This window comes from Staphylococcus sp. SA22 (assembly GCF_054165785.1).
Window position 1 is genome coordinate 1 of the sequence record NZ_JBSZQY010000018.1, and the last position, 22,470, is coordinate 22,470.

25 protein-coding genes and 1 pseudogene are annotated in these 22,470 nt (G+C 34.8%); 1 reads left to right on the plus strand and 25 read right to left on the minus strand.

What is annotated here, in order from left to right:
* The first annotated feature begins 195 nt into the window (after nt 1–195).
* A complete protein-coding gene (locus ACXQH5_RS12135; RefSeq protein WP_000846746.1) occupies nt 196–636 on the plus strand; it encodes a YwpF-like family protein in 441 nt (146 codons plus the stop codon).
* Between the two features lie 56 nt (nt 637–692).
* Here ACXQH5_RS12135 and fabZ read toward each other — a convergent pair whose 3' ends face one another.
* The 25 genes and pseudogenes from fabZ to ACXQH5_RS12260 all read right to left on the minus strand — a co-directional run bounded on the left by fabZ (nt 693) and on the right by ACXQH5_RS12260 (nt 22,234).
* Nucleotides 693–1,133, minus strand: a complete 441-nt coding sequence (gene fabZ / locus ACXQH5_RS12140; protein WP_000447678.1) for a 3-hydroxyacyl-ACP dehydratase FabZ — start codon at nt 1,131–1,133, stop codon at nt 693–695.
* A gap of 33 nt (nt 1,134–1,166) precedes the next feature.
* Nucleotides 1,167–2,432: a UDP-N-acetylglucosamine 1-carboxyvinyltransferase gene (gene murA / locus ACXQH5_RS12145; RefSeq protein ID WP_000358002.1), complete on the minus strand. Its 1,266-nt coding sequence runs from the start codon at nt 2,430–2,432 to the stop codon at nt 1,167–1,169.
* 110 nt (nt 2,433–2,542) lie between these two features.
* Complete coding sequence (locus tag ACXQH5_RS12150; RefSeq protein WP_000384520.1) at nt 2,543–2,776, minus strand: DUF1146 family protein; 234 nt, start codon at nt 2,774–2,776, stop codon at nt 2,543–2,545.
* A 131-nt stretch (nt 2,777–2,907) separates the two neighbouring features.
* A pseudogene (locus ACXQH5_RS12155) lies at nt 2,908–3,001 on the minus strand (hypothetical protein).
* A gap of 708 nt (nt 3,002–3,709) precedes the next feature.
* On the minus strand, nt 3,710–4,114 hold the full coding sequence (locus tag ACXQH5_RS12160) for a F0F1 ATP synthase subunit epsilon (RefSeq protein ID WP_001094394.1): 405 nt from the start codon (nt 4,112–4,114) through the stop codon (nt 3,710–3,712).
* A 19-nt stretch (nt 4,115–4,133) separates the two neighbouring features.
* Complete coding sequence (gene atpD, locus ACXQH5_RS12165; RefSeq protein WP_000511135.1) at nt 4,134–5,546, minus strand: F0F1 ATP synthase subunit beta; 1,413 nt, start codon at nt 5,544–5,546, stop codon at nt 4,134–4,136.
* A 21-nt stretch (nt 5,547–5,567) separates the two neighbouring features.
* Nucleotides 5,568–6,434 carry an ATP synthase F1 subunit gamma gene (atpG, locus tag ACXQH5_RS12170; protein ID WP_000157603.1) on the minus strand — a complete coding sequence of 289 codons (867 nt, stop codon included), beginning with the start codon at nt 6,432–6,434 and terminating at the stop codon, nt 5,568–5,570.
* A gap of 30 nt (nt 6,435–6,464) precedes the next feature.
* Nucleotides 6,465–7,973 (minus strand): F0F1 ATP synthase subunit alpha, encoded by a 1,509-nt coding sequence (gene atpA / locus ACXQH5_RS12175; protein ID WP_000974881.1) that lies wholly within the window; start codon nt 7,971–7,973, stop codon nt 6,465–6,467.
* Between the two features lie 21 nt (nt 7,974–7,994).
* The gene (locus ACXQH5_RS12180) at nt 7,995–8,534 is read right to left on the minus strand and encodes a F0F1 ATP synthase subunit delta (protein ID WP_000241344.1); all 540 of its coding nucleotides are present in this window, start codon (nt 8,532–8,534) and stop codon (nt 7,995–7,997) included.
* Complete coding sequence (locus ACXQH5_RS12185; RefSeq protein WP_000140679.1) at nt 8,534–9,055, minus strand: F0F1 ATP synthase subunit B; 522 nt, start codon at nt 9,053–9,055, stop codon at nt 8,534–8,536. Before ACXQH5_RS12185 ends, ACXQH5_RS12180 begins: the two co-directional genes overlap by 1 nt.
* Before the next feature lie 197 nt (nt 9,056–9,252).
* Nucleotides 9,253–9,465 (minus strand): F0F1 ATP synthase subunit C, encoded by a 213-nt coding sequence (atpE, locus tag ACXQH5_RS12190; protein ID WP_001048816.1) that lies wholly within the window; start codon nt 9,463–9,465, stop codon nt 9,253–9,255.
* Nucleotides 9,466–9,507: 42 nt separating this feature from the next.
* Nucleotides 9,508–10,236 (minus strand): F0F1 ATP synthase subunit A, encoded by a 729-nt coding sequence (gene atpB / locus ACXQH5_RS12195; protein ID WP_000349655.1) that lies wholly within the window; start codon nt 10,234–10,236, stop codon nt 9,508–9,510.
* A gap of 20 nt (nt 10,237–10,256) precedes the next feature.
* Nucleotides 10,257–10,709, minus strand: coding sequence for an ATP synthase subunit I (locus ACXQH5_RS12200; protein WP_077446662.1), 453 nt, complete (start codon nt 10,707–10,709; stop codon nt 10,257–10,259).
* A gap of 67 nt (nt 10,710–10,776) precedes the next feature.
* Nucleotides 10,777–11,904 carry a non-hydrolyzing UDP-N-acetylglucosamine 2-epimerase gene (wecB, locus tag ACXQH5_RS12205; RefSeq protein WP_000723421.1) on the minus strand — a complete coding sequence of 376 codons (1,128 nt, stop codon included), beginning with the start codon at nt 11,902–11,904 and terminating at the stop codon, nt 10,777–10,779.
* A gap of 23 nt (nt 11,905–11,927) precedes the next feature.
* A complete protein-coding gene (upp, locus tag ACXQH5_RS12210; RefSeq protein ID WP_000048712.1) occupies nt 11,928–12,557 on the minus strand; it encodes a uracil phosphoribosyltransferase in 630 nt (209 codons plus the stop codon).
* Nucleotides 12,558–12,584: 27 nt separating this feature from the next.
* The gene (gene glyA / locus ACXQH5_RS12215; protein WP_000120494.1) at nt 12,585–13,823 is read right to left on the minus strand and encodes a serine hydroxymethyltransferase; all 1,239 of its coding nucleotides are present in this window, start codon (nt 13,821–13,823) and stop codon (nt 12,585–12,587) included.
* A 26-nt stretch (nt 13,824–13,849) separates the two neighbouring features.
* On the minus strand, nt 13,850–14,374 hold the full coding sequence (locus ACXQH5_RS12220) for a TIGR01440 family protein (RefSeq protein ID WP_000654180.1): 525 nt from the start codon (nt 14,372–14,374) through the stop codon (nt 13,850–13,852).
* Nucleotides 14,375–14,480: 106 nt separating this feature from the next.
* A complete protein-coding gene (locus tag ACXQH5_RS12225) occupies nt 14,481–14,900 on the minus strand; it encodes a low molecular weight protein arginine phosphatase (protein WP_000697334.1) in 420 nt (139 codons plus the stop codon).
* A complete protein-coding gene (locus tag ACXQH5_RS12230) occupies nt 14,897–15,943 on the minus strand; it encodes an L-threonylcarbamoyladenylate synthase (protein ID WP_000379901.1) in 1,047 nt (348 codons plus the stop codon). Before ACXQH5_RS12230 ends, ACXQH5_RS12225 begins: the two co-directional genes overlap by 4 nt.
* 83 nt (nt 15,944–16,026) lie before the next feature.
* Nucleotides 16,027–16,863, minus strand: coding sequence for a peptide chain release factor N(5)-glutamine methyltransferase (prmC, locus tag ACXQH5_RS12235; protein ID WP_000248731.1), 837 nt, complete (start codon nt 16,861–16,863; stop codon nt 16,027–16,029).
* Nucleotides 16,850–17,926: a peptide chain release factor 1 gene (prfA, locus tag ACXQH5_RS12240; protein ID WP_000460244.1), complete on the minus strand. Its 1,077-nt coding sequence runs from the start codon at nt 17,924–17,926 to the stop codon at nt 16,850–16,852. Before prfA ends, prmC begins: the two co-directional genes overlap by 14 nt.
* Nucleotides 17,927–18,526: a thymidine kinase gene (locus ACXQH5_RS12245; RefSeq protein ID WP_000273356.1), complete on the minus strand. Its 600-nt coding sequence runs from the start codon at nt 18,524–18,526 to the stop codon at nt 17,927–17,929.
* Between the two features lie 345 nt (nt 18,527–18,871).
* Entirely contained in the window at nt 18,872–19,126 is a 255-nt protein-coding gene (locus ACXQH5_RS12250; RefSeq protein WP_000808968.1) for a type B 50S ribosomal protein L31, read from the minus strand.
* A 117-nt stretch (nt 19,127–19,243) separates the two neighbouring features.
* Nucleotides 19,244–20,560, minus strand: coding sequence for a transcription termination factor Rho (gene rho, locus ACXQH5_RS12255; protein WP_001115103.1), 1,317 nt, complete (start codon nt 20,558–20,560; stop codon nt 19,244–19,246).
* A gap of 246 nt (nt 20,561–20,806) precedes the next feature.
* Nucleotides 20,807–22,234 (minus strand): aldehyde dehydrogenase family protein, encoded by a 1,428-nt coding sequence (locus ACXQH5_RS12260; RefSeq protein WP_001206115.1) that lies wholly within the window; start codon nt 22,232–22,234, stop codon nt 20,807–20,809.
* Nucleotides 22,235–22,470 lie beyond the last annotated feature (236 nt).

Consider the following 22,470-nt stretch of genomic DNA (forward strand, 5'->3'; position numbering starts at 1 on the left):
TAAAATTATCTATAGGTTTTTAAAAATTGTACATGTTTAAACAATCAAAAGTGTACATTATTAAATTATCATTTCCAAATTAATAGCTATAGCATCTCGTTATTTGTTATATTTAAAGAAATTAGTCATGAAATGACCTTAATTCTTCTAATTAATTCAAAAATCATAAATATTAAACTAATGGGATGTGGGAATATGAAAACTTTTAAAGCAGTAAGGTTTCAAATTGTAAATGAACACGGCAGAATTATAGAATATGAATTAGAAGATGGCGTAATAATTAATAAAGAGGAAAGTGGCACGGGTTGGTTGCTTGAAATTGTCATTTCTAATGAGCATTATGAAACATTTAAGGAATATCAAGACAATGAACAGTTATTGGATATTCGTGTCGTCATCACGCGTCCAGCCAATGATCCAGCTTTATTTGAATCTACTGTGAAAAGTATTAAAAATTTTAAAACAACAATGTCTATCGTATTTGAATGTCATATTTACACTTTACGTCAACAGTATGCTGAAAGTTTATTAGAACAACTTATTGATGATGGATTATCTGGTGAAGAATTAAAAAAATCATTTAATCGAATGATGCAGTCTAAACCAAAGTTAAAGGATGAAAAATTAGAAGAGTAAAATAAAAAACATTCAAAGATTATGCCAACACATTAAATCTTTGAATGTTTTTTGTTTTATTTTACATCTTGAATTGCAAATGTAAGTTCACAACTACAAGCAAGTTGACCATCGACAGTAGCTTTAGCATTACCTTTACCGATTGGTCCTTTAATTTTAGTGATTTCTACTTCCAATGTTAAAGTATCACCAGGTACTACTTGACGTTTAAAACGACATTTATCAATACCAGCAAATAAAGCGATTTTACCTTTATTTTCTTCACTATTTAAAATAGCTACCGCACCTGTTTGAGCTAACGCTTCAGTAATTAATACGCCTGGCATTACCGCATACTCAGGAAAATGCCCTTGAAAGAATGGTTCGTTTCCTGATACTTGTTTAATAGCCACACAACGTTGACCTTCTTCATATTCAACTACTTTATCAATTAATAAAAATGGCTGTCTGTGAGGTATAATTTGTTTAATTTGGTTATAATCAAAAATTGTTTCCATGGTTGAAATCCTCCATTATATTAATTTACTGAATTAATCGTTAATACGTTCAATGTCTGCACCTAATTGCTTCAATTTGCCATGTAAGTCAACATATCCTCTATCTAAATGATTCAATTCAGTGACACTTGTTTTACCATCAGCAACTAATCCAGCTAAAATTAAGGCTGCTGCTGCTCTTAAATCAGTCGCTTTAACTTGCGCACCTTGCAATTGACTTTTGCCTTCAAGTTTTGCACTGCGACCTTCAACATTGATATTCGCGTTCATACGTTTGAACTCTGCAACATGCATAAAACGATTTTCAAATACAGTTTCAGTTACTACTTTATGTCCATTTGCTGTTAATAATAATGCCATCATTTGTGACTGCATATCGGTTGGGAAACCAGGATGCGGTAATGTTTTGATGTCAACAGGCTGTAAATCTCCTTCAGCTCTTACACGAATGCCGTCTTCTTGATAGTCCAATTCAACGCCCATTTCTTCTAATTTATACACTAAACTAGCCATATGTTCTTTGATTGCACCACGTACAAAAATATCGCCACGAGTAATGGCACCAGCGATTAGTAATGTGCCTGCTTCAATTCTATCTGGAATGATAGCATGTTCTACACCATGTAATGATTCTACACCATTGATTGTAATTGTGTCTGTACCAGCACCAGTAATTCTACCGCCCATTTCATTAATGTAATTTGCTAAATCGACAATTTCAGGTTCTTTAGCTGCATTTTCAATTAAAGTCTTACCCTTAGCTAATGATGCTGCCATAATAATATTTTGTGTTGCTCCTACACTTGGAAAATCTAAATGAATTGATGTACCTTTTAATCCATCTTTAGCATTAGCATAAATATTACCATTTTCAAGATGAATTTCTGCGCCTAAAGCTTCAAAACCTTTAATGTGTTGCTCAATCGGTCTACTTCCAATTGCACAACCACCAGGCAATGCAACAATAGCATGTCCTAGTCTTGCTAAAAGAGGTCCCATAACTAAAATACTTGCACGCATTTTACTAACATATTCATATGGTGCCTCTTCATTTAGAGTCTTTGTTGCATCAACGACAACAGCGTTTTCGTCCTTTTTGTATGTAACGTCAGCATTTAAGGTTGTTAATACATTATTTATTGTTTCTACATCACTTAAAGCTGGAACATTAACTAATTTACTCGGTTTATCAGAAGCTAATAAAGATGCTGTCAATATTGGTAATACTGCATTTTTAGCACCTTCTACTTTAACTTCACCCGTTAATTTATTTCCACCTTTGATTACTATTTTATCCATCGTAAATCCTCCACTTAGAACTCCTATTACTTTACATTTCCCTATTTTAAAATTATTTTAAGTCATTATTTAATTATATCTAGTTTTGATTACAAATCATAGAGTTAGACTTATTTTATTAAATATTTTACCTGCGTCGAGTATTGTAACAAATCTACAATAAAATTGCTTACTGCAGTGCCTAATAAAATAGCAACAAATATCATACACACTTGTAATTGAGTGGCGTATCCTTTTTTAAAAAATTGATCTAATCTAATTGATTGTAAAGCCCAATAGGCAATACAAATACATACAACATGTAACACTAAATGGATAACTGCAAATTGTCCGATATAATCCATTTTATCACCTCATAAGATTACTGTATTACATTGTACATGAAAAATTTAAATAATGATACAAAGTTTAATACCCGTTTTTAGTAAAGTTTAAGCTAACTTACTATATAATTCTTTTTACATAAATATCATAACTATAAAGTATCTTGGCATGAAAAAATGTAGCTACTTTCAAAAAATGAAATGTCGACTGTAGATAGTGGTGAAAAGAAATTTTGATTTTAGCAATCTATTAGTGATTGTAAAAAGTAAAACTATTCTTGAGAGTCGGACATAAATCAATGTCTAGACTCTATAGTGTTATATTTGGCAGTAGTTGACGGGGCCCCAAGACAGAAGCTGGCGGAAAGTCAGCTTACATTAATGTGCAAGTTGGGGGCGGGGCCCCAACATAGAGAAATTGGAACACCAATTTCTACAGACAATGCAAGTTGGGGTGGGCCCCAACATAAAGAAATACTTTTTCTTTAGAAATTAGTATTTCTTGAGCTTGGGACATAAATCAATGTCCTAGGGTCTATAATATTATATTGGCAGTAGTTGACTGAATGAAAATGCGCTTGCAACAAGCTTTTTTAAACTCTAGTCAACCTTGCCGGCGGGGCCCCAACAAAGAGAAATTGGAACACCAATTTCTACAAACAATGCAAGTTGGGGGCGGGGCCCCAACACAAAAGCTGGCGGAAAGTCAGCTTACATTAATGTGCAAGTTGGGGTGGGACAACGAAATAAATTTTGTAAAAATATCATTTCTGTCCCACTCCCTCCTATTTTTAAATACACATTAGCTGTGGTTAATGATAAAGAACCACTACATCATAAATCTTTAATGGTTCTTTATCAATTCCTCCCGCCCTCTTATGTTTTGTATTTTTAAATCAATATAATTCAAAAAAGGGTCGAAGATATGAAATCACATCTTCGACCCTTTATTTACTATTTTAATTCAGCCACACGCAAACGGTTATTTGCTCTCTCTAAAGCTCTTTCGGCTCTATGAATATCAGTATTGTCGTCATCATTTTCCAAGTGAGACTCTGCTCTTGCTTTGGCTAATTTAGCTCTTTCAACATCAATTTCTCTTGCAGTTTCTGCAGTCTGAACAATGATTGAAACTTTATCTTTTCTAACTTCAACAAAGCCATCGCTTACAGCAATATATTCAGTTCCATCGTGAAATTTCACTTTTACAAAGCCTGTTTTTAAAGCAGCTACAGTTGGAATATGTCCACTCATGACACCTATCTCACCAGCTGTTGTTTGCATAACAACGAGTTCAACATTATCACGATTGTAAACAGAACCATTAGGAGTGACAATATCTAGGTTTAATGTATTCATTATCCATTCCTCCTAATTGTTATACTTCAACACCCATATCTTTAGCTTTTGCAATAACATCATCCATGCTACCAACTAAACGGAATGCATCTTCTGGAATATGGTCATATTTACCATCTAAGATATCTTTAAAGTTTGCAACTGTTGTCTTAACAGGTACATAAGAACCTTTTTGACCAGTAAATTGTTCCGCTACGTGGAAGTTTTGAGATAAGAAGAATTGAATTCTACGTGCGCGTTCAACTGTTTGTTTATCTTCATCAGATAATTCGTCCATACCTAAGATAGCAATGATATCTTGTAATTCACGGTATTTTTGAAGTGTTGATTGTACATCACGAGCTACTTCATAATGTTCTTGACCTACAATTGATGGTTCCAATGCTCTTGATGTAGACGCTAATGGATCCACGGCTGGATAAATACCCATTTCAGTTAATTTACGTTCTAAGTTTGTAGTTGCATCTAAATGGGCAAACGCTGTCGCTGGCGCTGGGTCAGTATAGTCATCGGCAGGTACGAATACCGCTTGAATAGAAGTAACTGATCCTTTTGTTGTAGACGTAATACGTTCTTGTAATTGTCCCATTTCAGTAGCAAGTGTTGGTTGGTAACCTACTGCAGAAGGCATACGACCTAATAATGCAGATACCTCAGAACCAGCTTGTGTAAATCTGAAAATGTTATCGATGAATAATAATACGTCTTGACCTTGTTCGTCACGGAAATATTCAGCCATTGTTAAACCAGATAATGCAACACGCATACGTGCACCAGGTGGCTCATTCATTTGCCCGAATACCATGGCTGTTTTCTTAATTACACCACTGTCACTCATTTCGAAGTATAAATCGTTACCTTCACGAGTACGTTCACCTACACCGGCGAATACAGAAATACCACCGTGCTCTTGAGCGATGTTGTTAATTAATTCTTGGATTAATACTGTTTTACCTACACCGGCACCACCGAACAATCCGATTTTACCACCTTTAATATAAGGTGCTAGTAAATCTACTACTTTAATACCTGTTTCTAAAATTTGAACTTCTGTTGAAAGTTCATCGAATGCTGGTGCTTGACGATGGATAGGATCGCGGCGAACAGAATCACTAATTTCTTCTTTAAGGTCAATTGTTTCACCTAGTACATTAAATACACGACCTAATGTTTCGTCACCAACAGGTACACTAATTTCTTTGCCTGTATCTTTTACATCCATGCCTCTTTGGACACCATCAGTTGAATCCATCGCAATTGTACGAACAACGTCGTCACCTAATTGCAGCGCAACTTCTAATGTTAGTTGTATTGTACCTTCTTCTTTAGGCACATCAATAACCAAGGCGTTATTAATTTTAGGAACTTCGTTATGTTCAAATCGAACATCAATTACAGGACCCATAACTTGAGTTACACGGCCAATTCCCATGCTATTTTCCTCCTTTAAATATTATTCAAGCGCTGCGGAACCACCAACAATTTCAGTAATTTGTTGCGTAATTTCTGCTTGTCTCGCTCTGTTATATTCTAATGATAAGTCATCAATAAGTTCAGTTGCATTATCAGTGGCATTTTTCATCGCAGTCATACGTGTTGCATGCTCACTTGCTTTTGCGTCTAATATTGTTCCGTAAATCAAACTCTCAACATATTGAGGCAAGATTACACTTAAGATAGATTCTTTATCTGGCTCAAATTCATAAGAAGACAAATGACCGTGTCCCTTACTAGAATCCTCTTGAGATAATGGTAATACTTGTCTAGATGTAGGCTTGTTTTCAAGAACGCTGACATAATGACTATAGTATATATTTAATTCATCAATTTCTTCTTCACTGTATAAGTCTATAGCATGGTTAGCTAGTGCTTGAACAGATTTGAAAGAAGGTTGATCAGGTACGTCTACTTGAGAATACTCAATGTCATAACCTCTATTTTTTAGGAAATCAACACCTTGTTGCCCTAAAACTACAATACTGTATTCGCTACTATCTTGATGTTTCGCTTCAATATCAGTAATCAATTTTTTAAGCACGTTTGCACTATATGCACCTGCTAAACCTTTATCACTCGTGATAACTAAATATCCACTTCTAGTAATTTTACGAGGTCTTAGCATTGGATGGTTTGTATTGCTACTTGCCCCTGCAACTGCAGTAATTGCATCTTGCATTTTATCCATATATGGTGTGAATTGTTTTGTATTTTTTTCAGCTCTACGAAGTTTTGAACTTGATACCATGTTCATCGCTTTCGTAATCTGCTTCATTTTTTTGGTTGATTTTATTCGAGTATCTATTTCTTTAAGAGAAGCCACTATCTCACCACCTTATACTAAACTTGTTTATTATTCAGATTTGCTAAAGCTTTTTTTGAATTCGTTAATTGCTGTGTCAAACTTCTCAGCATCTGGTAAGCCACCAGTTTCTCTGATTTCATTTAACAGTTCAGTAGCATTTGATTCTGCCCAGTGGTTTAACTCGTCTTCAAAACGTGTGATATCTACAACTGGAATATCATCTAAATATCCTTTTGTTAATGCATAAATAATCAACACTTGGTGTTCAACTGGTAATGGTTTGTTTTGATCTTGTTTTAAGACTTCAACAGTACGTTTACCACGTTCTAATTTACTTGCAGTAAATTCATCAAGGTCTGAACCGAATTGTGCAAATGATTCAAGTTCTCTGTATGACGCTAAGTCAAGACGTAACGTACCAGCAACTTTCTTCATTGCTTTAATTTGTGCAGATCCACCAACACGAGATACAGATTGTCCGGCATTAATCGCTGGTCTTACACCTGAGAAGAATAAATCAGATTGTAAGAAGATTTGTCCATCTGTAATTGAAATAACGTTTGTTGGTACATAAGCTGAAATATCACCAGCTTGTGTTTCGATAATTGGTAATGCAGTAATTGAACCGCCACCTAAGTCATCGTTTAATTTTGCTGCTCTTTCTAATAATCTACTATGTAAGTAGAATACGTCACCTGGGTATGCTTCACGACCTGGAGGTCTACGTAATAATAATGATAACTCACGATAAGCTGCTGCTTGTTTAGTTAAATCATCATAAACGATTAAAACATGTTTACCGTTAAACATGAATTCTTCACCCATTGTTACACCTGAATATGGTGCAATATATAATAATGGAGAAGGTTCAGAAGCTGATGCTGCTACAACAATAGTGTAGTCTAAAGCGCCTGCTTGTCTTAACTTTTCAACATTTGCTCTTACTGTTGAATCCTTTTGACCAATAGCAACATAGATACAAATCGTACCTTGATCTTTTTGGTTCAAAATTGTGTCAATTGCAATTGTTGTTTTACCTGTTTGACGGTCACCGATGATCAACTCACGTTGACCTCTACCAATTGGTACTAAAGCATCAATTGCTTTGATACCTGTTTGTAATGGCTCATCTACTGATTTACGATCCATTACACCAGTAGCTTTTTTCTCTACTGGACGTGTTTTAGTTGTGTTAATCGGTCCTTGTCCATCAATAGGTTGTCCTAATGGATTAACAACTCTTCCGATTAGTTCTTCACCTACTGGTACTTCCATGATACGACCAGTACGTTTAACTTCGTCACCTTCAGTAATACCTGTGTATGGTCCTAAAATAACCACACCCACGTTTGACTCTTCAAGGTTTTGGGCTAAACCAAGTACGCCGTTATGGAATTCTACTAGCTCACCAGCCATAACGTCATTTAATCCGTGAATTAATGCAATACCATCACCAATTTGTAATACAGTACCAACATCAGTTACGGACATTTCTGACTCATAATTTTCAATTTGTGAGCGAAGTAATGCACTGATTTCTTCAGCTTTTATGGCCATCTATGTCACTCCTCTTTATAATTAATTAACTCTTCTAAATTTTCTTTGTAATTGGACAAGATCATTTCTAACACTACCATCTAATACAGTTGTGCCGACTTTAACTCTAAATCCACCAATTAAATCTGGATTAATTTTTGTATCTACAATAACTTTAGATAACTTCGTTTGTTGAGTTACTAGTTTGACAATCTTATCTAACTCTTCTTGACTCAATTCATATGTTGACTCAATTGTTGCAAAATCTTGATTGTAGTGTCCGTTATATAAGCTTTGGAACGCCTTGAATACGTCAGCTATTAATGAGATATGTCTATTATCTGCTAACACGTACATCATATTTTTAATGTATGGATTAATGTCAGTAAATACACCATTAATCAACTCACGACGTTGTTCTGCTGTTTGAGTTGGATTACTGTCAACCATTTTCAATTGCTCAATTTTATCTTTTACTGCTTCATTTATAACTGTTAATTCTTCATTAATAGTTTCTAAATTATTTGTATCTAATGACACGTCAAATAATGCTTTAGCATACTTGTTAGCTACTTTTACCATTATTTATCGCCTGCCTCTTTTAGATACTTGTCAACCAATGCTTTTTGGTCTTGTTCAGAAATTTCTTTTCTAAGAACTTTAGAAGCAATTAACACTGATAGTTCAGATACTTGATTATTAATATCTGCAATGGCACGTTCTTTTTGGCTATTGATTTCACTTTGTGCTGTTTCAATCATACCGTTTGCACGTACGTTTGCTTCATGAATAATTTGTTCTTGCTGTTGACGTGCTTGAACCTTAGCATCTTCTAAAATCTTTTGAACTTCTTCTTGTGTTTCTTTAAGTTTTTGTTTATTTTCTTCTTCAAGTTTCTGTGCATTTAACTTAGCTTGTTCTGCGTCATCGATATCTCTGTTAATATCTCTTTCACGTTTATCCATTACATCTTTCAATGGACCCCATGCGAACTTTTTAAGTAACGCAAGTAACACGATGAAAGTTAGGACCTGTACAATCACAGTACCCCACTCAACGCCTCCAGCTGCACCAAGAACGAATAAGTTAGCTGTTTCAGTCACGGGTTCATGACACTCCTTTCATTAAAATAATCGCTAGTGTTATATAGAAAAAAACGACGAGGTTAGGACCTACTGAATTTATGCGATAGGCATGGTGCGTTCATATCTCAACTATTTAATAAAGTTCAAAGATATTACTATATATGCATCATGAATTATGTCCTATGCGCTTTGTCCCGACCTCTTTTATCTGTTAATTATCCAGCAAATGTCATGAATGCAATTACTACACCGATGATAGGTAATGCCTCAACTAAACCTACACCAATGAACATGATACCCATTAATTGACCACGTGCTTCTGGTTGACGTGCTACACCTTCAACTGTTCTTGAAACGATTAAACCGTTACCGATACCTGCTCCTAATGCTGATAAACCAATTGCGATTGCTGCTGCGATTAAATTCATAATTTAATTTCCTCCTGTGATTGTATATAATTATTGAAATTTTTAGTGTTCATCTGCCACTTTATGTGACATATAAACCATCGAAAGCATAATAAAGATATATGCTTGGATTGTTCCTACAAATATTGAAAATGCTTGCCAAACAATTAATCCTGGGATACTAATAATCCAACCCCATGCTGGTTCGTTAAAGAATAAGCCAGCAAGTAATGTTAATAGTATCTCACCTGCAAATATGTTACCGTACAAACGCAGACCAAGCGTTAATGTTGAAGTGAACTCTTCAAAAACATTAATAATTGCCAATGGCCAAAACGGCTGTACATAACCTTTAAGATATTGTTTCGTACCACGCATTTTAATTCCATAAAAGTGAGTTAACAGTATTATCGTTGTAGACAACGTTAAAGTCACTGTTGCATCAGCTGTTGGTGATTTCCACCACAATGTGTGATCTTTCGTTACTATAGAAAACGGAAGACCTAACATATTAGCTATAAAAATGTACAGAATCAGCGTTACTGCTAAGAAGTGGAATTGACCACCTTTTTTCCAAGCCATGTTACCTTCAATGATTCCCCTCACGAAATCAAAAATCCATTCAACGAAATTTTGTTTGCCAGTTGGTCTTTTTTTCAAATTACGCGTACAAATGATAGCAAGTAGAAAAACAAGAAACGCCGTAACAAGTATCATCAATATACTTGATAAATTGAAAACGATATCAAAACCGAATAAATTCCAACTCACGAGCGGGGATTTGTGATCCATAATCTCACCTCTTTCTTAATTTATTTGCTCACCTTTAGTAAAGGACGTATGATAACTACAACATATGAAATCATTAAACCAATAATTATACCGATTATACTTACATGCGCTTTATTAAAGTACCAAATCATACAGGCAATAATTGCAACTAAGTATCGCCACATATTTCCAGTTGAAATATGCATAGTGTCTGGTCTTTTAGCTTTAGCTAAATAGCATTCAAAAATACATGTGTTGATTGCAGAACCAGTAACACCAATGATTAATCCTAAGATAAATGCATGGTGTGTATAAAGGTATAATCCTCCCAATATTATTATTAGATAAAAATAATATTGAATGAACTGTTTAAAAATGTTGTAGAAACGACTCATTTTATATGCCTCCGTGTGACTGATATCAATCATGAAAACCGTTCCACTCATACAAACTAAATGATAATATAGGCGATTTGTGGTGTCAATTCTATTCAAATTGTTGTAAAAAAATAAGCATAGTCAGACACAATTTAGACACAATTAGACAAAAAGTCTATTTTTCTTAGAAATCGCTTGGTTTTTCAGTGATTAAATTCAAATAATACTTAATATGATTAACTATTCTTTCTGAAGCAAATCCATCACCGTAAGGATTAGATGCCTCAGACATTTGATGATATAATCTCTCATCATCGATTAATTCTTTTGCAGCTTGATACACATTTTGCTTATTTGTTCCAATGACTTTTAATGTGCCAGCTTCGACACCTTCAGGACGTTCTGTAACGCTTCGCAAAACTAAAACTGGCTTATTAAATGATGGCGCTTCTTCCTGAATTCCACCTGAATCTGTCAAAATAAAATAAGATTTTTTAGCAAAATTATGGAAATCTACTACGTCCAAAGGTTCAATCAATTCAATTCTGTCATGACTACCTAAAATCTTTTGAGCCACCTCTCGAACTTTCGGGTTTTTATGCATTGGATATACTAGTGCTAAATCAGTATACTCATCTATTAAGCGTCTAACCGCTTTAAATATATTTTCCATGGGTTGCCCGATATTTTCTCGTCGGTGTGCTGTCATAAGAATGAATTTTTTGTCATGGTATTTATCCATGATGTTAGATTTATAATTGTCATCAACTGTATATTTCATAGCATCAATCGCTGTATTACCAGTGACAACAACACTTTCTGAATATTTCCCTTCACTTAACAAATGCGATGCAGCATTTTTAGTAGGTGCAAAATGTAAGTCAGCTAATACACCAACTAATTGTCTATTCACCTCTTCCGGAAAAGGTGAATATTTATCATAACTTCTAAGCCCTGCTTCAACGTGTCCAATCGGCACTTGGTTATAAAATGCCGCTAAACCACCTGCAAATGTCGTCATCGTATCACCATGTACAAGTACCATGTCTGGTTTTTCTAATTGAATCACTTGTTCTAATTGAGTGATTGATTTAGAAGTTATCTCAGAAAGTGTCTGTCCTGATTTCATAATATTCAAATCGTATTTTGGTTTGATTTCAAAGGTACTTAATACTGAATCAAGCATTTCTCTATGCTGTGCTGTAACAACAACAATTGGCTCGAGCATTTTTTCTTGTTCCAAAGCTTTAACTAAAGGAGCCATCTTTATGGCTTCGGGTCTTGTTCCAAATATGGTCATAATCTTTTTCATCAAACTACTTATCTCCGATTCTTCTATTTAGTACCAAACAATCTATCTCCAGCGTCGCCTAACCCTGGTGTGATATATGCTTTGTCATTTAGCTTTTCATCAAGTGCAGCAATATAAATATCTACATCTGGATGTGCTTCATGCATCTTTTCTACGCCTTCTGGTGCTGCAATTAAACACATGAAGCGAATATTTTTAGCGCCACGTTTCTTCAATGAAGTAATAGCTTCAATTGCTGATGCGCCTGTTGCTAACATAGGATCAACAACAATGATTTGTCTTTCAGTAATATCTTGAGGTAACTTAGCAAAATACTCTACAGCCTTTAATGTTTCGGGATCTCGATACAAACCGATATGTCCAACTCTTGCTGCAGGTACTAAACTTAAAATACCATCAGTCATACCTAAACCAGCTCTTAAAATTGGAACGATAGCTAATTTTTTACCAGCTAATCGTTTAGCCGTCATTTTAGTTACAGGCGTTTCAATATCAACATCCTGAAGCTCTAAGTCTCTAGTTACTTCATATGCCATCAACATACCAACTTCGTCTACAAGTTCTCTAAATTCTTTAGTACCTGTATTTACATCTCTAATATAGCTTAGTTTGTGTTGAATTAATGGATGATCGAAAACGTGTACTTTACTCATAAAAATTACTCCTATCTTTGTGTATGTTTATTGATATAGAGGATATTCAGCTGTTAATTTCGCAACGCGTTCTTTAGCTTGTTGTAATTTTTCTTCATCTTTACTATTTTTCAATGCTAAACTGATGATTTTTGCAACTTCCTCAAAAGCTTTTTCATCAAATCCACGCGTTGTTGCAGCAGGTGTACCTAAACGTATACCACTCGTTACAAAAGGTTTTTCTTGATCGAACGGAATGGTATTTTTGTTACATGTGATACCAACTGAATCTAAAGTCTCTTCAGCTTCTTTACCAGTAAGTCCTATAGACCCTTTTACATCAACAGCTACTAAGTGATTATCTGTACCGCCAGAAACAATTCTAAATCCTTCATTAATTAATGCTTCTGCAAGAACTTTTGCGTTTTTAACCACTTGTTGTTGATACGTTTTGAAATTATTTTCTAACGCTTCTCCAAAAGCAACTGCTTTTGCTGCAATAACATGCTCAAGAGGTCCACCTTGAATACCAGGGAAAATTGTTTTATCTATGTCTTTTTTATATTCTTCCTTACATAAAATCATACCACCACGTGGTCCGCGTAATGTTTTGTGTGTTGTAGTTGTTACAAAATCAGCATATTCTACTGGATTTGGATGTAAACCTGCCGCTACTAATCCTGCAATATGTGCCATGTCTACCATTAACTTAGCGTTTACTTCATCTGCGATTTCTTTAAACTTTTTAAAGTCAATTGTTCTTGAATATGCTGATGCTCCTGCCACAATAAGCTTAGGCTTATGCTCTAACGCTAATTTACGAACTTCATCATAATTGATTCGTTCTGTGTCTTTATCTACTCCATATTCAACGAAATTGTAGAATTTACCACTAAAATTAACAGGCGCTCCATGTGTCAAGTGACCACCATGACTCAAATTCATACCTAAAACTGTGTCGCCCATTTCTAATGCAACTAAGTAAACAGCCATGTTCGCTTGTGAACCTGAATGTGGTTGAACATTGACATGTTCAGCTCCAAACAATGCTTTAGCACGATCAATTGCGATGCTTTCAGTAACATCTACAAACTCACAGCCACCATAATATCGGCGTCCTGGATAGCCTTCAGCATACTTATTAGTCAACACTGAACCTTGTGCTTCCATAACCGCTTCCGATACAAAATTTTCCGATGCGATTAACTCTATGTTGCTATTTTGTCTCTGAAATTCTCTCTCGATTGCTTCTGCGATAACTTTATCTTGCTTGGTGATATAAGACATAAAATCTCCCCTTCTTTCAAAAAAACTTATTGGTATTTAGCACGTTCGCCACCAATCTTTTTCGGCCTAGATGTGGCAATAGTTACAATTGCCTTTCCTACTTGCTTTACTGAGGTCCTTACAGGTACACATACATGTTTAATATGCATGCCTATTAATGTTTGACCAATATCAATTCCACAAGGAACAGTAATATGTTCGACCACGATCGGATCCTTCATATGCTGAAAAGCGTATGTTGCCAAACTCCCTCCAGCATGTACATCTGGAACGACGGAAACTTCTTCCATTGTTAATGGATTAAACTGAGATTTTTCTATTGTTATCGCTCTGTTGATATGTTCACATCCTTGAAAAGCAAAAGTAACGCCTGTCTCTTTACTCACAACATCTAATGCATTAAAAATAGTTTCTGCAACTTCCATCGAACCGACAGTCCCTATTTTTTCGCCAATGACTTCCGATGTTGAACATCCAATTAAACATATATCTCCTTTATTAAAAAAGGACATATCTTTTAATTCGTCTAATAACATTGTCAAATCTTTCATAAAAGCCCACCCTTCCTAAAAATAAAAAAGGAATATAGCAAAGTGCTACACTCCTCTATTATAACTTATTTAACTGTTAACATATACTAATTATACAGAATTCCTACTAGCAAATAATATCTTTTAATTTTAAAATTAAACTTACAAGTTCTTCATAGGTATGTACATACATTTCTTTTGTTCCGCCGTATGGATCTATAACTTCTCCTGCTTCTTTTACATATTCATGCAATGTGAAAACATGATTTTGCAAACCAAAGTGTGCCTCTATTAATTCTTTGTGCGAATACGACATGGTCAAAATAATATCTGCTTTCAAATCTGCTTCAGTAAATTGTTGCGATAAGGTCGTTTCAGCTAAATGATGTTCTTCAACTAAGTCTTCAACATAATTCGAAACACCTTGATTGTTCACAGCGAATATACCTCTTGATTCAAATTGATGATTTGGCATAACCTCTTTTGCAATACTTTCCGCTAATGGGCTACGACATGTGTTACCTGTACAAACGAATAGAATCTTCATAGTTCACACCCTTTAATAATGTGATTACCTGCAGCTTTTAACATGCGATTCATAATTGCTTCTGTATTATCATTCAGCTCAAAGCCGTATATATACGCAGCTGAAATATTTTCATTTTCATCAAGTGAATGTAACACATCATAAAGATTATGACTTGCTTGTTTAACATCATTGTCATCCTGACATAATTGAATGAATTGCGCTTCACTTGGTATAAACGCCACCTTATTACTCGGCACAATAAAAGCTATAGAAGACCAATCTTTACCGTCATTTCCAATTTTGCTCTCAATATCTGTAATAATTGTAAGTGGTGTATTGGGTGAGTAATGCTTATACTTCATACCTGGTGCAATTGGCTGTTCAGTATCATTATAATCAGCATGGGCGATACTATTCGGAAGTATTTCTGTAATCATTGCTGCTGTTATAGAACCAGGTCTTGCAATTTTATAAGGAAAAGATGTGCAATCTAAAACCGTACTTTCTAATCCTTCTTCACTTTGTTCAGCTTGAACAATACCATCGATACGGCCATTCAAATCTTGATATACATGATTGAAAGTTGTTGGTGAAGGTCTACCACTTAAATTAGCACTTGGAGCAGCTAGAGGTTCATTTATGATTTGTAATAATTGTCTACCTACAGGATGGCTTGGCATTCTAACAGCAACTGATGATAAACCTCCAGAAACTTTTCGACATAGATAGCCTGGCTTTAACGGCAATATAAACGAAATAGAGCCCGGCCAGAATGCCTGCATTAACTTTTCTACGCGTGGATCCAAAGTATATGTAAAATCTTTTAATTGAACTTTACTGTGTATATGAACAATAAGCGGATTGTCAGATGGACGGCCTTTAGCTTCATATATTTTAGCTACAGCTTCTTCATCTGTCGCATTTGCTGCAAGTCCATAAACTGTTTCAGTTGGCAAACCTATTAAACCACCGTTTAAAACAATGTCTTTTATTTCATTTATTTTAGGATATTGCTGTAAATCTTCATTATATTCTCTAACATCCCAAATTTTAGTATCCAACTTAATCACGCCTTTCTTATTTATCATAATACAAAGTAAAAAGCTATGCACTTAACTAATCATAGCAAAGGCATAACTTTTAATTACCATTTAAATGAGACGATTCGATCGTGGCCATTTATATCTTTAATAATGTCGATTTTTTTGTCAGGAAATTTACTTAAAATTATTGATTTAAGTGCCTCACCTTGATTGTAACCAATTTCAAAAACAACTGGGCTGCCTTTTTCCATAACGTGAGGTAAATCTTCAATGATTGATTCATAAATAGCATATCCATGGTTATCTGCAAACAATGCCTGATGTGGTTCGAATCTCGTAACCGTTGGAGACATCGTAACCATATCCTTTTCATCTATATATGGTGGATTAGATATCAAGCCGTTCAACTTGATACCTTCTTTAATTAAGGGCTTTAATGCATCCCCTGTTAAAAATTGTATTTGTGATTGATGCTTCTCAGCATTATTACGAGCCATATTCATTGCTTCAAGTGAAATATCAGTAGCAATAACATTTAAATCCGGCTTTTCGCATTTCAAAGTAATTGCAAGTACACCACTACCCGTTCCGATATCTACGATTGTTGCATCATCTTCTAACTGTTGTAAGAAATGCAACATTACTTCTTCAGTTTCAGGTCTTGGTATCAAACAATTTGAGTTTACATCAAACGTTCTACCATAAAATGAGGCAAAGCCAACTATATACTGTATAGGCTCTCCTAATAACATACGTTGTAATGCTAAGTCGAACTTCATAATCATCGCTTTCGGCATATCATCATGCATGTGGACTACAAAGTCTGTACGCGTCCATTGAAATACATCTAACATTAACCATTCAGCTCGTGTTTGTTCAAACCCTTTTTGTTGTGTTAAATGAATTGCTTCATCTAACTTTTCTTTATAATTCACCATTATTAAGTTCTTTCAATTTATCTGTCTGCTCTGATAAAGTCAGTGCATCTATAATTTCTTCTAAATGGCCTTCCATAATTTGCCCTAATTTTTGAAGCGTTAGACCTATACGGTGGTCTGTTACACGGCTTTGTGGATAATTATAAGTTCGAATACGTTCTGAACGATCACCAGTACCGACTGCTGATTTACGTTGTGACGCATACTTTTGTTGTTCTTCTTGAACTTTCATATCGTATAAACGTGCTTTTAACACTTTCATTGCTTTTTCACGGTTTTGAATTTGAGACTTCTCAGAAGATGTTGCAATGACACCAGTTGGTAAATGGGTAATACGTACTGCAGAGTCAGTTGTGTTTACGTGCTGACCACCTGCACCACTTGAACGATACGTGTCGATTTTTAAATCTTCATTTCTAATTTCAATTTCTACATCTTCAACTTCTGGTAAAACTGCCACTGTAGCTGTTGAAGTATGAATACGTCCACCTGATTCTGTTTCAGGCACACGTTGAACGCGGTGCGCACCATTTTCAAATTTCAATTTACTATACGCACCATTACCAGAAACTGAGAAACTAATTTCTTTGTAACCACCATGGTCACTTTCAGACGCTTCTACTATTTCAGTTTTGAATCCTTGTGATTCAGCATACTTTGAATACATACGCATTAAATCACCAGCAAAAATCGCAGCCTCATCACCACCAGCTGCTGCTCTGATTTCTACAATAACGTCTTTGTCATCATTAGGATCTTTAGGAATCAATAATATTTTAAGCTCTTCTTCAAGATTTGGAAGTTCAGCTTTAATACCGCTACTTTCCTCTTTTAACATTTCTACTTCTTCTTTATCATCAGTTTCACTTAACATTTCTTCAATATCAGCTAATTCTTCTTTTTTAGCTTTATAGTTACGATAAACATCTACAGTTTTTTGTAAATCAGCTTGCTCTTTAGAATATTTACGTAATTTATCTGAATCATTTACAACATCTGGGTCACTTAACAGTTCATTTAACTGTTCGTATCTTTCTTCTACAATATCTAATTGATCAAACACTTATAATTCCTCCTTATTATTATCACTAGGTGCTACGATATGGTGCGCACGACAACGTGGCTCATAACTTTCATTGGCACCCACTAAGATAATCGGATCATCGATTTTAGCTGGTTTACCATTTATTAATCGTTGCGTTCTACTAGATGAAGAACCACAAACAGCACAAACTGCTTGAAGTTTCGTTACTTGTTCACTGACAGCCATCAATTTAGGCATTGGTTCGAACGGTTCGCCCCTAAAATCCATATCTAATCCAGCAACAATAACACGGTGTCCATCTGCTGATAGTTTTTCTACTATACTTACAATTTCATCGTCAAAAAATTGCACTTCGTCTATTCCTATAACATCAACATTAGTTAAGTCGTGCGTCATAATTTCACTTGCTTTAGAAATATTAATCGCTTCAATGGCATTACCATTATGAGAGACCACTTTTTCTTTATGATATCGATCATCAATCGCCGGTTTAAATACAACGACTTTTTGTTTAGCGTATATGCCCCTTCTTAAACGTCTTATAAGTTCTTCGGATTTACCGCTAAACATACTACCTGTAATACATTCTATCCAACCGGAATGGTAAGTTTCATACATTGAGAGTTCCACCTTTTTCAAAACATAATCGCTTTATTATATCATATTTCAAATATTCATAAATGTCTTTTTCATAATTATATCGATATTGTACATGAACAATTATTTTATAAATTTGTCTTGCATATTTATATACAGCTATTCTAATTTGTTGCTTCTTATTCGTGCGATGTTTCTACTCAATACAAACTTTAATAAAGGGGAAATTTATCATTATGTATTAACAACATGGTATTGACTCACTTCTTTGAACACAGTCGTAAGTAAACACCCTTACTACACTTATAAATAAAAAAGCTGTCTACAATTCCATTATAGGAAGCAGACAGCTTAACGATTACTATATTAGTTGTTTGATTTAAGACCAAACTTTTTGTTGAAACGTTCCACACGTCCATCCGCAGCAGCGAATTTTTGACGTCCAGTGTAGAATGGATGTGAATCAGATGAAATATCTAAACGAATAACTGGGTATTCTTTTCCATCTTCCCACTCCATCATTTCTGAAGATGTTTTTGTAGAACCGCTTAAGAATTTGAAGTTTGTAGTAGTATCTAAAAAGATTACTTGGTGATACTCAGGATGAATTCCTTGTTTCATTATTTTCAGCTCCTTTGCCCTGAACCATCTGGAACAGAGTTATTTGTGAGTTTTTACCCAATACTGTGTAATTATAAAGGTAATTAATTCAAAACGCAAGCCCCTATATAATGTTTATTAAATTATAGGTCGACCCGTTTTAGTACTTTCTTCTGCAGACTTTTGTAGCTGCTTGAAGAAATCTTCATTATTCTTAGACTTTTTAAGTTTGCGAATAAATCTTTCAGTAAAGTCTGTTGAGTCAGTGAATAGATTTCTTAATTGCCATAATGTGTCTAATTCAGATTTACTTATCAACAATTCTTCTTTACGCGTTGAACTTCTGCCAATATCAATTGCAGGGAAGATACGACGTTCAGACAATTTACGATCTAAATGTAACTCCATGTTACCTGTTCCTTTAAATTCTTCGTAAATCATATCGTCCATACGTGAACCCGTATCAACTAATGCAGTTGCAAGTATTGTTAAACTTCCACCTGCTTCAATATTTCTCGCTGCACCGAAGAATGCTTTTGGTTTGTGTAAAGATGCAGGATCTAAACCACCTGATAATGTACGACCACTTGGTGGAATAACTAAGTTATAAGCGCGTGCTAATCTCGTTATAGAATCCATTAAAATAATGACATCTTCCCCAATTTCTACTAAACGCTTTGCACGTTCAAGTAATAATTCAGCTACTTTAACATGGTGTTCTGGTGGTTCGTCAAACGTTGAATGAACGACTTCAGCAGCTTCTACTGAGCGTTCTAAATCTGTTACCTCTTCAGGACGCTCGCCAACTAACAAAATAAACAGCTTTGCATCTGGTTTGTTCGTACTGATTGCATTCGCTATCTCTTTTAATAACGATGTTTTACCTGCTTTAGGTGGCGCCACTATTAAGCCACGTTGACCTAAACCAATCGGTGTAACTAAATCCATGATGCGCGTTGAATAATTTCGTGTTTCTGTCTCTAATTTAATACGCTCATCTGGATAAAGTGGTGTCAAAGCTTGGAAATGCGGACGTTTCTTCACTTCTTCTGCGTTATGGTCATTAACAAAGTCAACTTGTAATAAGCCATAATATTTTTCGTTATCTTTAGGTTTTCTAACTTTCCCAGTTACTTTATCCCCACGTTTAATTTCAAAACGACGAATTTGGCTAGCAGATATATAAATATCTTTTTCCCCTTTAGAATAGTTCACTGTTCTTAAAAAACCATAACCATCTGGTTGTATATCATCTAAGATACCTTCCATATAATAGTTACCATCTTTTTCCATTTGTGCTTCCATAATAGCTAGAACAAGTTCTTTTTTATTTAATTTACTATAGTTCGTCAACTTAAGAGTTTTAGCTTTTTGAGTGAGTTCCTTGGTAGTATAGTTCTTGTACAATTCGTGGAATGATTCATACTGAGGAGATGTACGTTCTCTTTCAGGCATATAGTTTACACCCATTTCATTATTTTTTAGTTAGTAAGTAATAGATAGGCATGACAATGCATAAATAACTGTGCTAGCACAATCCCATTATGCTAATCCCCAACCTTTTAAATACATGAATAACTATAGCAAATTTTTATTTTAATTACAAAATCTATTTATAAAAATTGCAAAATTAAAACAGTACACAAAACTTAATTAGTCATGTGCACTGTTTTATTGCGATTTTTAATTCAAAAATCAAATTTATTTAAAATAGCCAGCTATAGATTTCACTTCTAAGAACTCTTCAATACCATAATCGCCCCATTCACGACCTAAACCAGATTGTTTATAGCCACCAAATGGTAAGTCTGGCTTTCTACCTGCTTCGTTTATTTCTACTGTACCTGCTTCAATAGAACGAGCTACTTTATGCAATGTTTCTTTGTCCTTACCAATAACATATCCTGCCAAACCATATTTTGTATCATTTGCAATTTGAATCGCTTCATCTAAATCGTTATAAGTGATAACCGACATTACTGGCCCAAAAATTTCTTCTTGTGCTATCGTCATTTGATTATCTACATTAATAAAAATTGTCGGACGTGCAAAGTATCCTTTTTCAAGTCCTTCTGGTTTACCAGGACCACCATAAAATAATTCAGCACCTTCTTCAATACCTTTATTAATATAATTTTGTACTTGATCAAATTGTTTTTTACTAATGATAGGGCCTACTTGTGTACCATCTTCTCTTGGATTACCGACACGCACTTGGCTAAATTGTTCTTTTAATTCAGCTAAGAATGCATCTTTAATTTTGTTAGGCACTAAAACACGTGTACCAGCTGTACATACTTGACCAGTATTATTAACAACTTTGCCTGTTGTTGCTTTAGCCGCTTCTTTAATATCTACGTCATCTAGGACGATGTATGGTGATTTGCCACCAAGCTCTAATGATACCTTTTTAAAGTCTTTAGCAGCTTTTTCCATAATTTTAGAACCAGTAGGGCCTGATCCTGTAAATGACATCATGCGTACTTTAGGATGTTCAGATAAAGGATTCCCAACTCCAGCACCATCACCATTAACAAGGTTAAATACACCTTTAGGAACACCGACTTTATCAAAAATCTCAGCTAAAATAACAGCTGCAAATGGTGTTTCTTCTGATGGTTTAAGTACAACTGGACTACCAGCCGCAAATGCTGCCGCTAATTTTAATGATGTTTGGTTTGTAGGGAAGTTCCACGGTGTAATTAAGCCAGATACACCGATTGCTTCTTTAACAACTAAATCATCTCCGCGGCGTTCTTCAAATTCGTAGTTATCTAATGCGTCTCTCGCTGCAACAAAATGGTTTAGTCCCATTTGATAATGGACACGCTCAGATAATGATAAAGGAGCACCTAACTCATCCGTAATAGCTTGTACAATATCGTCTTTTCTGTTTTCATATTCTTTTACAATTTTATCTAATAATGCTTGTCTTTCTTTCACAGATGTATGACGGAACTCTAAATAAACATTATCTGCCGCCTCGACGGCTTTATCAACATCAGCTTTATTACCTTTAGCAACTTTCCCAATTACTTCTTCAGTTGCTGGATTTATAACTTCTATCGTTTCATTACTATTACTTTTTACCCATTCGCCATTAATGTATTGCTTTGTGTAGTCTCTCATTATTCTTTCACTCCTCAAGAATGATTTATATATTATTTATCCGTAATGCATACGATATAAACATTACATTCCATTATGATACGCTCCCTTTTAATATGTTCAAAATAAAATGCTTTAAAATTTTGCTGCATCTAATTTTTTTATATTTTTAAATAAAAATAACTATTCCCACATCATCGCAAATAATGCGAAGACTTAGAAATAGTTATAATCAATGCTATGTTTAAACGTCATGT